This window comes from Chryseolinea sp. H1M3-3 (genome assembly GCF_029360725.1).
Classification (GTDB): Bacteria; Bacteroidota; Bacteroidia; order Cytophagales; family Cyclobacteriaceae; genus Chryseolinea.
Genome location: NZ_JARKMY010000001.1, coordinates 1643291 through 1656484, shown reverse-complemented (window position 1 = coordinate 1656484; position 13194 = coordinate 1643291). Strand labels below are relative to the sequence as shown.

Genomic DNA, 13194 nt, shown 5'->3' with positions numbered 1-13194 from the left:
AAAAACTTATTCGATTTGCATGTTCTGCTAATATTCAAGAATGAAAGTTTCAACATCCGGGATATATAGATTGAAAAACCCTTTGCCCCCAACAACATTAGACGGATAATTTACCGGCTCACTTAAGTATTCGACAAAGCTAAATCGATTCTCCTGCCGAAGATTAATAAAATCATAGTATTCCTTGCTGACATTTGAAAGTGAAACAGCAATGGTATCACCAGGAATAAAGTCGCGCGGGAAAACGCGAAAAGTCTCTTGATACGTTTCACCATTAAAAGCTTCATCATCCAATAGGCGAATAAAAGCACGTGGATTTAATAAATTATCAACCAATTCATCGCGTTCGATCTGTTGCACATTTATCATATACCAATTCTGCTCCAAAGCATCCGACAAACGGTAAGTAATTTGTGCCAGCGTATCGTCAAATCCATTGAAAACTAATTCCGCCTTTATGTCTTCAAAGGTAACCAATGGTTTTACAGTTGTCGTTGCTTTTACTTCGCCCAACGATGCGCTAGTCACACGCAATTCATATTCCTGGCCTTCCTCAAATGGAATAATCAAGCCACCATAGAGCCCATTTTCCAGCGCCAATAGTTCGTAAGTACCACCTGGGCCACTTATGGTAACGGTCGCATCATCAACCGCAATTTGATTTAACAATTCCTCTGGGTCGCTGTCGTCACTGCCATTAAGTGCTCCAAAAGTTTTTGTCAAAAAGACTATTAAAGACTGATCAGGAATAATTTGTGTTGACACCACAATTTGCGGCTTCACAACCGGAAGACCATTCACGTCCAACGGATCTGGAAGACAGCCAGACAAAATCAAAACCATTGCCAAGGGAAGTTGCTTCAACAGAACCACACTTAATTTACAAACACCTCGCCTCATTTTTTCCCATTTTAAAATTTAAAGCCATAACTCAAGAAAGGAATAAAGCCAAACAAACCAGGTTGTGTATACCGAAGCGATCCATCAACTTCATCTTGCTCAATATTAATCCCAATAGGATTTGCACGATTGTAGACATTATAGACGCCGGCAAACCATTGCCATTGAAACTTTCGGCCGGGTTTACTTTTAAATTTTAAGCCTACATCAAGGCGATGTGAAGCTGATAACTTTACCTGATTAATTCCGGAATAAACCGGTATCAAGTCAGCGCCTGTCAATGTTGGCGCGAGCAATGCATATTGTCCGATGATTGGCGTGAACCTAGACCCTGATATGTATTCCCAAACCATGGATGCTGCCCATCGCTTATTAAATGCATATTGCGCCACAACGGCACCGTTATGCCTACGATCGTAACGTGAAGGGAACCACCTGCCTCCATTGATCTCATCAAATTGACGGTTCGACCACGACAATGTATAGCTCACCCACCCTGTAAGTTTGCCCGAATTCTTTCTCAATAAGAATTCAACACCATAAGCTTCACCTCGACCCTGAATAAGCTTTGACTCAAAGTCTGTGTTTAGAAAAAGATTAGTCCCCTCTTCATAGCCTACCAATTCATGCATGGTTTTATAATAGCCTTCTACACTCAAAAAAATATTTTCATCTGAAAGATTTCGTTGCCAACCCAGCGCCACCTGATGCGACGTTTGTGGACGAATGCTGTCAGTTACGGGATACCATATATCTGTTGGCGAGGATACAGCAGAATTAGATATCCGATGCATGTATTGAACCATGCGCGAATAACTAAATTTCAATGCTTCATCATCGTGCAAGGCATACCGAATTGAAAGGCGCGGCTCCGGGAAGAAATAATTTTTGTTAAGTACCACTGCCGACGATATACGTAATCCAGCATTAATTTGGATCTTTTCAAAGGGCGACCAATCATATTGAATGTGAAAAGCAAACTCATCGGCAATTCGCCCTCGCGTTGAACTGCTTTTTAGCAACTCGCTGATGGATCCTGCTGTGTTGATCACGTTGGGGCTGACTTGGTGTCGCGTCCAATCTACGCCGGTTTTTATGCTTCCGTTTCCCACAGAATCCTTTTGAAGGAGTAAGCGAACGCCATAATCTTCAATATCGGATTGGGCTATCAATTCATTTTCTTCAAATGCATTAAGAATGTTATAACGGTATTTTGTACGCGTCAGTGAGACTGCACTATGCCAGTTGTGTTTGAGTAATTTATTCCAACGGAGTGACTGGCTGCTATTGCCGGAAGCGTAGGTGGTCAAAAACCCATCACCATCACCATTGCGGTCTCGAAAAAGATCTAGCAAATCCTCACCGCTGTAGTGACTAAACTGAATCTCATCGCGATCAGTAGGCTTAAAAATAAATTTTCCATTGAAATCGTAAAAATAATATGGCAACTCTTCTCCCGTTGCACGAATCACCTGATCGATGTATGTCCGGCGCCCGGCTACCCAAAAACTTGCTTTGTCTTTTACGACAGGTTGCTCCACATATAACCTGGAGGCTATTAGTCCGATGTCGCCGGACACTGCGGTCCTCTGAGGGATATTAGACTTTGTGCCCACATTCAAAATAGATGACAACCGTCCACCGAATTCGGCGGGAAATCCGCCATTGATGGCTTCCACACGATCTAAGACGTCGGCGTTAAAAACAGACAAAAATCCGAACAAGTGGCTTGTGTTGTAAATCGGAGCATCGTCAAGTAAAACAAGATTTTGATCTGCGGCACCTCCACGAACGAACAAGTCGCTGCTTCCTTCAATGCCTCGAACAGTTCCCGGTAACAGCTGCAACGTTTTGATCACATCTGCCTCGCCTCCTAAAACAGGAATCGCATTAATATCACTTTGCGTCAGGACATGTTTACTGGTTTGATTTTCTTCAAAAATTTCCTGCTGTGGATTTCTGGTACTGGAAATAACTACCTCTTGTAATTGACTGGCTTTTGATTTTAAAGAAACCGTAAGTGTTGTATCGCGGGTAAACTTGATGGCCCGATTAAAATTCTCAAATCCTACATATGAAACATGTATTTGTTTTTCACCTCGAGGAACTTTAATCTTAAATTCACCTTCAACATCCGATAAGGTAAAAATAGAATCAGGAAGTACTACGACATGAGCTTGCGGTAGAGGTTGACCCTCGTTATCGTGAACGATGCCGGTTACGTCGATATCCTGCGCTTGCAATACGCCGGAAATTAAGGTCAACGAAAAAAATAGATATTTTAACACACAGCTTGGGATTGAATATGTTATTCAAAAGCTTAACCTACCACACTTGATAATATCTTATCCGGATTCGCAATGTAACTATCGCCGCCTTTAATCAAAGGCCTTGTTCATCACAAATTCTTGTTGGAGAAACCGTTCGCGCGGCTCCAATTCCCGTAACTTTAGTCTTTCTGGCAACATTTCAGGGTCGCCTGGATATCCAACAGCAATAAAAACCCCTACCTCATACGTTGAAGGTATTCTTACCCGCTCAATTGTTTTGCTGAGATTGAATCCCGCCATTTGTCGCACCTGCAAACCCATTTCGACTGCTTGAAGGGATAGAAACGAATTTGCACCACCGAGGTCATACATGGCATGGGCATTCGCTCCAGGGAATCGCGAAAAATTCTTTCGCGCCAAAGTTAAAATTAGCAGCGGTGCATCTTTTGCCCAAAGTTTGTTTCCATCATTAAGACAATCAAAAAGCGTCGTCCAAAGTTCTGTTTGGTCATGTGTGGCATAAACATATAACCACGGTTGCTCGTTGGTACTAGACGGCGCCCACCTTGTTGCTTCAAATAATGAATATATTTTAGCCGGTTCAATAGGCTGATTTGAAAACGCACGCGGACTCCTTCTGTTCTTGATCAGATCTGAAACAGGATATTGAAATTGATTTGACTTTTGCATTAAGTCCGTTTCCTTTAAGAAAACCATTGCCATCTTCAGTAGCAATATGTCTTCCGTCTGTTTAATTAACCTCTTAACTTATCCAGCACATTGTTAAGTTCCTCAACCTCCGATTTGGAGATCGTTTTTAGATTTTCAAGCCATTGATCCCGGCTATTGTCAATTTCTTGGAGAATTTTCAGGCCGGGTTCCACAATGGAAATATCGACTTGTCGTCGGTTATTTTCACAAATTTCACGTTTAACAAATCCTTTCTGTCGCAGTTTTTCTACCAACCTGGTGGCATTGCTGTTTCTATCAATCATTCTGCAAGTAATCTCGGCCAACATCATGGGTTGAGGGTGGCTCCCACGCAGAATTCGAAGTACATTATATTGTTCCGGAGTAAGTCCAAAAGGCTTTAATCGAGAAGCGTTCAGGTTAGCCAACCAACTGCTGGTAAAAAGAATATTTACCACCATCTTTTCATATTCGTTTGTAAATCTTTCCTGCTTAAGTTCCTGTTCTAAAGTCATGTTTAAAAGTACATTCAATTTGTACAATATTAATCAGGAGTTCCCAAAATTTCCGAGCTTTAATGCGGCTATTAAGTCTTGGTTTCTTTTAAAAAAACGCTATTGCCAGCATATGATTCAATTCGCAACGACGATTCTCCGCTTCGAAAAAAAAGGTGAAAAATCTGGTTGGTCCTATATTGAATTAAGCGCTGCACAGGCCGAAAAAATAAATCCTGGTTGCAAGGTTTCATTCCGGATTAAGGGAACGATTGACAATTATGCTTTCGAAAAAGTTGCATTATTGCCTATGGGCGATGGAAGTTTTATACTTCCGGTGAATGGCAAAATCCGAAAGTTAATTCAAAAAAATCGAGGTGATAAAGTGCAAGTAACGATGCAACTGGATAACCGTGCGCCTGCCCTTTCCAAAGATCTGATCGCATGTCTAAAGGAAGATCCTGAGGCCTTATCATTTTTTAAGTCTCTCCCAAAATCTCATCAAAATTACTTTAGCAATTGGATTGAAAGCGCAAAAACAGTTCAGACAAAAACGAAACGAATAGTGATGGCTGTTACAGGCTTAAATAAAAAACAAGGGTTCGGAGAAATGATTCGTGCGAACAAAGGCAACGTAGTGAGCTAACATTAATATAAAGAATTAAAAACTAAAATATTTCCACTCATGAATGATTTTCAGGGACAAGTTGCAATTGTAACAGGTGCGGGCCAAGGCATAGGACTGGAAATATGCAGGCAGCTTGTGCTTCGCGGCGCGAAGGTAATTTTGAATGATATCAATGAATCAATGACCATTAACGCTGCGGCTAGCGTTTCGCCGGATCCCAATATCTGCCTACCCTTTTCAGGAGATGCCTCTGACATAACGTTCATACAAAGACTGGTGGCGGAGAGTCTTACGAGGTTTGGAAAACTTGACATAGTGATTGCTAATGCAGGCATCACATTATTTGGAGATTTTTTTGAGTATAAACCGGAGGATTTTGACAAGGTGATGAAACTGAATTTAGCTGGAAGTTTTTTCCTAGCCCAAGCCGCATCAATTCAAATGAAAAAGTTGAAGAGTTCAGGTCGAATTCTTTTGATGTCTTCAGTAACCGGACATCAGGCGCATAAAAATTTAGCGGCGTACGGAATGTCTAAGGCCGCGCTTGAAATGCTGGCGAAAACATTGGTTGTTGAACTTTCACCTTTTCACATAACGATAAACGCAATTGCTCCAGGCGCCACGTTGACAGAACGAACCGCGAGCGATCAGGATTATGAAGCTACATGGTCACGAATAACTCCTACTGGCCGACCAGCTACCGTTCAGGATATTGCATATGCAGCACTGTTTCTAGTGTCACCTCAGGCAGGTCATATCACTGGACAATCCTTGGTAGTAGATGGAGGTTGGACGAGCACAAGCCCATCGCCCTATTAAGTTATTCAGCAAAATCGTGAAGAAGCTTAATAATTTCCATTTGATTGGAAACAGAATATTTAGCGCTCGAGTGCCCTGGTCCTACCTTAATGGTTAATGCCCTATCAGCCAGTGATCTGAACATATCTTCATCCGTCTTATCATCGCCTACCACTAGGATAAAATCGCTATTTGTTTCATCGATAAGTTTTTTTGCTGCTACGCCTTTATCGATTCCTGCTGCCCTGATTTCAATCACTTTATTGCCATCGATGACTTGGAGCTGTCCGTTTCGTATTAAGTGAAAAAGACTATCCAATAATTCACGCGAGCGAATGAATCCCAATTCAGGCTCTACATTCCTGTAATGCCAGGCAAGGGTATGATTTTTTTCTTCAATGAAAGAACGTGGACTTCGTTTGGTAAACATTTCTAACGTAGGACGCAGCAATGGTTTCCAACTCTGATCGATTTCTCTTTCCAATGTCCAATCTTGCTGCACACGTTTAATTACAGCCCCATGCTCTGCCACCAGATTTACAGGTACATCCTTAAACCATTCTGCCAATATGGAGGCATCACGGCCACTGATTATTGTGAGGTTATTTCTGGTGTCAGATCCGAGCGTTGCCAGAAGTTTCAACAAATTTTTATCCGGCATAGCCTCGCGTGGATAACGGGCAAACGGAACCAACGTTCCGTCATAATCTAAAAGCAAATTGCGCGTTTTTGCCTGCCGGAAGTTTCTCACGATTTCCTTGCGGATAGAAGACGTTACATATTTTCTTTCTTCTGAGTGTTGCTGATTTTTTACTTCCAACAACTGGTTTAAAAAATCATTAACCCAACTCACTACGTCGTAATCAGACAGACGCTTTTGCATAGAGTTTAATTTATATAACTGCTCAGCCAGAGGCATCGTCAACGCCTGATGAATGGCACTGGCTACCTCGTTTGCATCCATTGGATTCACCTGCAACGCTTCGCCTAGTTCATTTGCCGCCCCGGCCAGTTCACTCAAAATAAGGACACCTTGATGAACAGCGCAGGCAACATATTCCTTGGCTACTAGATTCATTCCATCCCGTAAGGGTGTAATCAGGGCCACATCCGCCGTTTGATACAATGCACAAAGCTCATCGAAATCGATCTGGCTATAACGATAAATGATGGGTTGCCAGGAGAGCGTAGAATATTTCCCATTGATACTTCCAACCTGTTCTTCTATCAATTTCCTACGTTCATTGTATTTGGAAATTATTTGGCGTGAAGGCACCACCACTAAGATAAAGACTACTTTCTCTAGCCACTCGGGATGTAGCGTAAGGAACCTTTCATAGCCGGAGAGGCGATGTGTTACACCCTTCGTATAGTCAAGTCTGTCAACTGAAAATATTATTTTTTTCTTGGGGAAATTCTTTAAGATAGAATTCCGCGCTTCCAGTACGGCTGGACGTTTGGTGGATGAATTAAAACGTTTAAAGTCAATACCCAGCGGAAACAAGTCGGCTTTCACGATACGGTTTTCAAATGCTATAACACGATACTGATGATCGTATCCCATGACCATCCTGACTGATTTCAAAAAGTGCTGCACGTATTCGTGTGTATGGAATCCGATCAGATCGGCACCCAATAGCCCGCGAATAATTTTCTCCTTCCAGGGGCGATGAAGCAACCTGAAGATCTCGAACGATGGAAAAGGAATGTGCAAGAAAAAACCGATGGTTGCCTCCGGCATTTTTTCCCGAATTAACCCGGGAACTAAAAAGAGTTGATAGTCATGAATCCAAATAGTATCGCCGGGTTTAATAATTTTTAACAGGTGGTCAGCGAATAGCTGATTTGCCAATTCATAATTCTCAAAAAAATCCTGATCATAAACGACATACGAAGGAACGTAGTGAAACAGTGGCCAAATGGTCGCATTGCAGAATCCATTGTAATATTTATTATAGATTTTCTTATCCATGAACAGCGGTTCAACCTTAAAATCGCTGTTATTCTGATCTAATTTCAGCCACCGTTTTTCGGGAAAGTCCGCGGCACCAACCCAAATTTTTTGCTGGAAAGTACCCTTGGTGGATTCTTCTTCGAAATAACTTTTCAAAGCGGTTACTAATCCTCCATCGCTTTGCTTAATGGTAACTTTGTCGTCTTCCTCAACAAGCTGTAACGGTAATCGGTTAGAGACGAGTATGAGCCTTGAAGTTGTGCTTTCGGTCATTTTTGATAGACTTTCCTGGTTCATGCTTACTATATTAGACAACCAATGAATATAAATTGTTCAAATCCAACGTTTTCTACGGTCGCAATTAACGGTTACCTGACTATCGAATCAAACAATTATGTTTGACTAAAAAGTTTTTTTGTATAAACTAAAATCTCTTTTACATTTGCAATCCCAATAAAGGGAGCTTAGCTCAGCTGGTTCAGAGCATCTGCCTTACAAGCAGAGGGTCGGGGGTTCGAACCCCTCAGCTCCCACGAAAAAGCCTCACTTGAGGCTTTTTTCATTTAATGCTTTTGAATCTACTCCACATGTCAAACGCTTGTTAACATGAATCTTCCAACTCCTAAAGAATTAGGCTATTACTTTCCGGCAGAGTTTGCAAAACATGATGCAACCTGGTTAAGCTGGCCTCATAAGGAAGCCTCATGGCCAGGCAAAATAAAAACTATCTACCCGGTATATGCACAGTTTATAAAATTGCTTGCCGAAGGCGAGAAAGTTAATATTAACGTGGTGGATGAAGTAATGAAGCAAGAAGTATTGCGCTACTTAAAGGAAGTCTCCGCGGATTTGGGTAACATAAATTTTTTCATGCATCCTACCAACGACGCATGGTGCAGAGATCATGGTCCTGCCTTCCTGATCAATTCCAAAGCCGAGCAGAAAAAAGTTATCGTTGATTGGGGATACAATGCGTGGGGCGGCAAATATCCTCCATTCGATCTAGATGACAACATCCCAACCCTCATTGCGCAGCACTACAACATCCCGGTGTTTTATCCAGGGATAGTGATGGAAGGAGGCTCAGTCGATTTTAACGGGAAGGGTACAGTACTTACCACTTCGTCCTGCCTGTTAAACATCAATCGAAACCCGCATTTGAATCAATCACAAATTGAACAATACCTGCACAACTATTACGGCGTAGAAAATATTTTATGGCTCGGCGATGGCATCATTGGAGATGATACCGATGGTCATATCGATGACATAACCAGATTTGTTAATGAAACAACAGTCGTAACAGTTGTAGAAGAAAATAAAAAAGACGAAAATTATTCTGTACTGCAGGCGAATTTAAAAGCTTTAAAATCCCTTAGACTGGAAAGCGGTAAAGCAATAGACATTGTTGAATTACCAATGCCGTCTGCTGTGGTTTATGAAGATATGCGCCTGCCTGCCTCTTACGCAAATTTTTACATCGGCAACAAGTATGTCATCGTTCCAACATTCAGAGATAAAAATGACGATCGCGCAATTCAAATACTTCAATCCTGTTTTTCAGATCGAAAAGTGATTGGCCTGGATTCCTGGGATATTATTTGGGGATTAGGATCATTCCATTGTCTGAGTCAACAGGAGCCCACGGTATAAATGATTTGCTACAGCGCGAAACGATGCACTTTCGTCGGGGTAGCACAATATTTTAGAGGCACATCGAGGTCGTTGATATCATCAATACGTGTAATCGGTTCAAAGAAACAAAGTCCAACAGGTATGCAGGAAGGTTGGCAGGTAGCCAGGAACTTGTCGTAGAATCCCTTCCCATAGCCTACCCGGTGTCCTTGTCGATCAGCGATGACCATTGGCACGAGCACCATGTCAATCTCAACTGATTTTGTGGGCATTCCGTATTGCGGCTCAGGAATTCCCCAGGCATTAGTTTTGAGTTGCTGTGGGCCTTCAAAAAAATAATTTTCTATTTCAATAGTCTGTACGTTAATTTTCGGAATTGATATTTTGATGGCAGGAAAATCGCTTTTGATTTTGTTAATAATCCTCCATGTATCCGGTTCCTTTGTGTTTTCCATTGGGATGAAAGAATGGAGAACCTTAACATTTTGCAGGTTTAATTGCGAGAAGAAGTTGTCACAGATTTCTCTGTTATATTGATTTAACTCAGTCTCTGTAAGTGAAAGTCGCTCGTTAAGAAAAAATTTTCTGAGTTCGGCTTTGGTCATGCCTCAAATATAGTAGCCATAAGTTTTCTTCCAAAAATACATTCTTGCGTTCTCGATTTTTGATTATGCATTATAACGCAGGATATTAAACTGAAAATCGAGGGGATCGAATGTATCAATGAGCTTTTCTATAAAGTGCTGGTCTTGCAAGTAAAAATTGAGAAAGTTATCTGAACGTTCTTGCAAGCCATCGCCAGGAAACAATGAGTCTTTTACGTGTTCTATCTGCCGGAATTTGTCCGCATGTACCCGCTTCTCTGCACGAATCATCTTGCGTTCTATTTTTTCCAGGCTGTTTAATGTTCGTTGGCTTTGTGCGGCTACAAAAGGTCCTAACGACTTATCCATTGAAAGTGCTCGTTCCTGAAGCTGATCGAAAATTTTACTAACCTCTGTCCGTTCGGCACCTACTGTAAGGTTCCTGACAGAATGTTTTAACAGCCAGTGATTGAAAAGGAAATTTTTCTCTTCGAATAAATCTTTTAGCTCCAGTCCTGTCTTTAAGAATTTACGGTTGATCTCATGATCGATTATCAATCCAAAGTTGCGGGGCATAAGAATTGGAAATGGTGTGCCCACATGATCGAACATTGCCTTCAGTTGTAGCCAATATATTACTTCCGCCGGCCCACCAACATAGGCCAGGTTCGGCAAAATAAATTCCTGATACAACGGACGGAGAATAACATTCGGGCTAAGCTTCTCCGGTTCTTCTTTTATAAGCCTTTTAATTTCGTCTGAAGTAAATGAAAGGGATGTATCAATTACTTTAAATTCATCCCCATGCTTTTCTATTCGACTGCGAAGACCTTTGTCCAGGTAAAAAAAGTTTATATCTCGACAATAGACTTGCGTTTTATATCCTAAATCCTGCAGCTTCCCATTTGTCTGATCAACAATTCCTTTATATGTCTGGCCGAGAATATCCTTTTCCATTACATCACGAAACAACATCTTCAACCCGTGGGCGTCGGCGTCCAATACCACCAACCCTTCGCTTCCAAACAATTCATTTACATAATAAGTAACGGCCTGGCTAAGGGTCCTTCCCTTACTATACGCTTGTTTAAAGATTTTTATTTCACCTGGTAACTCATTGGCTATTGTATCAAGTCCTTTTGTGTGAAACCTCCCAACAGCGCCTGCCTGATCCGTCTCCCACACATACTTCTTTCCATACAACTTGAAATATTTTATTTCATCGTAGTCATGATCTTCAGATGCCATCCAATACACGGGCACAAAATTATAATCAGGATATTGTGCTTTTAATTTTTTGCAGGTGTTGATTACGGTAACGATCTTAAAAATAAAATATAGCGGACCTGTAAAAATGTTTAACTGATGCCCAGTTGTTACGGTAAATGTTGTTTTGCTGCTTAACGCTGAAATATTTTCGGATACCTGTTTTGAAAGGGTGATTCCGTCGTACTGTTTTTGCAGTGCCGTTACAAGGACTTCGCGGTTAGCATCGGGAAAGGCTCTGGATTTTTCACCAATTTGATCTTTAAAATTCTCCAGGGAAGGGAACCGGTTATAGAACGGTTTTAATAACTCTTTTTGCTCAATATAATCCAGAAAAAAAGGACTGAAGGCACGGGTATCAGCCAGCGTGATTTTATTAAGCTGCATGGTATGAACAAAGATTGAAGATATTAAAAACCATAAACGCAATAACGACAAATATCAGATTAGGTTAGGACTTACTGGGGCACAACGGCTACTTCACCAGTTAAATCAAATTCCGATGCTGCGGTTATGGTCACATTTACAAAGTCTCCGATTCGTAAATATTCTTCACTCTTAATAATTACCTCATTGTCAACTTCAGGCGAATCTGACTCTGTCCGACCGACAAATACTCCTCCTTCTTTCCGATCCACCAACACTTTAAAGGTCTGTCCGATCTTTTTTGTATTCAGTTCCAACGAAATGTTTTCCTGAAGCTCCATAACTGCTTCCATACGCTCCTGCTTCACATCCTCAGCAACATCGTCCGGCATCGTATAAGAATGTGTATTGTCTTCATGTGAATAAGTAAACACTCCCAATCGATCAAACCGTGATTTTTTGACGAAATCTAATAACTCTTCGAAATCTTGTTCACGCTCACCCGGATGACCGGCAATCATCGTAGTACGAATGGCGATTCCTGGCACTTTAGCACGAATAGAATTCAGCAACTCTTCTGTTTTTTCGCGTGTAGTTCCCCGACGCATTAACTGGAGCATACGACTTGAAGCATGCTGAAGCGGTATATCCAGGTAGTTGCAGATGTTGCCACGTTCCGCCATTACATCCAGAACGTCCATAGGAAAACCGGCAGGAAAGGCATAATGCAATCTGATCCACTCAATTCCAGGAACATCAGATAATCGTAAAAGAAGTTCAGCCAGATTTCTTTTCTTGTAAAGATCAAGCCCGTAATAAGTGGAATCCTGAGCAATCAGCAATAATTCTTTTGTTCCTTGTTTGGCCAGATTTTTCGCCTCTAGAACAAGTTCTTCAATAGGTCGTGAAATATGCCCTCCCCGCATCAGCGGGATCGCACAAAACGAACAAGGCCTGTCACATCCTTCAGAGATTTTTAAATATGCATAATGGCTCGGATTGGTAAGAATCCGTTCGCCAATCAGTTCTTGTTTATAATTGGCATTGAATACTTTCAGCATTCGGGATAAATCCCGAGTTCCGAACCATGCATCCACATTGGGTATTTCTTTTTCCAGGTCGTCTTTATACCGTTGAGACAAACATCCGGTAACATAAACCTTATCTACGATTCCTTCTTCTTTTGCATCTACATAGCGCAAAATTGTATCGATGGATTCCTGTTTCGCATTGTCAATAAAGCCACAAGTGTTAATCACCACGACATTCGCATCGTCTGTTTTGGATTCATGTACGGCGTCAATGCCATTACCGCGGAGTTGCGTTAAAAGCACCTCTGAATCCACCAGGTTTTTAGAACATCCCAGCGTAACGATGTTTACCTTATTCCTCCTATTTCCCTTGGTCTTCAAAATCTATCCTTTTAAAGCCGCAAAAATACTAAAAATAAAACGGGCACAGAATTTGGCCTTCGGAGCGTTAACCTATCTTTACAGCCGCAATTTCGGCCAAAGAATCGCCATAGCGAATATGTTTTTCATGTTTTGGACTGATTTAACAGGCGTGGTTAGATATTTCACTAAAAACCAACGGGTAAGTGAATTGATAG

The 13194-nt window shown here is 41.5% G+C and carries 11 protein-coding genes and 1 tRNA gene; 4 read left to right on the top strand and 8 right to left on the bottom strand.

The window, feature by feature from the left end; genetic code table 11:
• Nucleotides 1-27 precede the first annotated feature (27 nt).
• From P2W71_RS07290 to P2W71_RS07275, 4 genes are all read right to left on the bottom strand, one after another.
• Nucleotides 28-900 (bottom strand): DUF4249 domain-containing protein, encoded by an 873-nt coding sequence (locus P2W71_RS07290; protein ID WP_276368945.1) that lies wholly within the window; start codon nucleotides 898-900, stop codon nucleotides 28-30.
• An 11-nt stretch (nucleotides 901-911) separates the two neighbouring features.
• Complete coding sequence (locus P2W71_RS07285) at nucleotides 912-3188, bottom strand: TonB-dependent receptor (RefSeq protein ID WP_276368942.1); 2277 nt, start codon at nucleotides 3186-3188, stop codon at nucleotides 912-914.
• Nucleotides 3189-3278: 90 nt separating this feature from the next.
• Nucleotides 3279-3860 (bottom strand): nitroreductase family protein, encoded by a 582-nt coding sequence (locus P2W71_RS07280; protein ID WP_276368940.1) that lies wholly within the window; start codon nucleotides 3858-3860, stop codon nucleotides 3279-3281.
• Nucleotides 3861-3925: 65 nt separating this feature from the next.
• Nucleotides 3926-4375 carry a MarR family transcriptional regulator gene (locus tag P2W71_RS07275; protein WP_276368938.1) on the bottom strand — a complete coding sequence of 150 codons (450 nt, stop codon included), beginning with the start codon at nucleotides 4373-4375 and terminating at the stop codon, nucleotides 3926-3928.
• A gap of 112 nt (nucleotides 4376-4487) precedes the next feature.
• Here P2W71_RS07275 and P2W71_RS07270 point away from each other — a divergent pair, with 112 nt between their 5' ends.
• The gene (locus tag P2W71_RS07270) at nucleotides 4488-5000 is read left to right on the top strand and encodes a YdeI/OmpD-associated family protein (protein ID WP_276368936.1); all 513 of its coding nucleotides are present in this window, start codon (nucleotides 4488-4490) and stop codon (nucleotides 4998-5000) included.
• 39 nt (nucleotides 5001-5039) lie between these two features.
• Nucleotides 5040-5801, top strand: coding sequence for an SDR family oxidoreductase (locus P2W71_RS07265; RefSeq protein ID WP_276368933.1), 762 nt, complete (start codon nucleotides 5040-5042; stop codon nucleotides 5799-5801).
• A gap of 1 nt (nucleotide 5802) precedes the next feature.
• Here the strand turns inward: P2W71_RS07265 and P2W71_RS07260 are convergent, their stop codons facing one another.
• Nucleotides 5803-8031, bottom strand: a complete 2229-nt coding sequence (locus P2W71_RS07260; protein WP_276368930.1) for a bifunctional alpha,alpha-trehalose-phosphate synthase (UDP-forming)/trehalose-phosphatase — start codon at nucleotides 8029-8031, stop codon at nucleotides 5803-5805.
• 161 nt (nucleotides 8032-8192) lie between these two features.
• Between P2W71_RS07260 and P2W71_RS07255 the strand changes: the two genes are divergently transcribed.
• Both P2W71_RS07255 and P2W71_RS07250 read left to right on the top strand, forming a co-directional pair.
• Nucleotides 8193-8267: transfer RNA gene (locus tag P2W71_RS07255), tRNA-Val, on the top strand.
• A 73-nt stretch (nucleotides 8268-8340) separates the two neighbouring features.
• Nucleotides 8341-9387: an agmatine deiminase family protein gene (locus tag P2W71_RS07250; RefSeq protein WP_276368928.1), complete on the top strand. Its 1047-nt coding sequence runs from the start codon at nucleotides 8341-8343 to the stop codon at nucleotides 9385-9387.
• A gap of 8 nt (nucleotides 9388-9395) precedes the next feature.
• On the opposite strand, the gene P2W71_RS07245 is transcribed toward P2W71_RS07250, so the two are convergent.
• The 3 genes from P2W71_RS07245 to rimO all read right to left on the bottom strand — a co-directional run bounded on the left by P2W71_RS07245 (nucleotide 9396) and on the right by rimO (nucleotide 12997).
• Nucleotides 9396-9974: a 5-formyltetrahydrofolate cyclo-ligase gene (locus P2W71_RS07245; protein ID WP_276368926.1), complete on the bottom strand. Its 579-nt coding sequence runs from the start codon at nucleotides 9972-9974 to the stop codon at nucleotides 9396-9398.
• A 63-nt stretch (nucleotides 9975-10037) separates the two neighbouring features.
• Nucleotides 10038-11606: a bacillithiol biosynthesis cysteine-adding enzyme BshC gene (gene bshC / locus P2W71_RS07240; RefSeq protein WP_276368923.1), complete on the bottom strand. Its 1569-nt coding sequence runs from the start codon at nucleotides 11604-11606 to the stop codon at nucleotides 10038-10040.
• Nucleotides 11607-11677: 71 nt separating this feature from the next.
• Nucleotides 11678-12997 (bottom strand): 30S ribosomal protein S12 methylthiotransferase RimO, encoded by a 1320-nt coding sequence (rimO, locus tag P2W71_RS07235; protein ID WP_276368921.1) that lies wholly within the window; start codon nucleotides 12995-12997, stop codon nucleotides 11678-11680.
• Nucleotides 12998-13194: the final 197 nt, after the last annotated feature.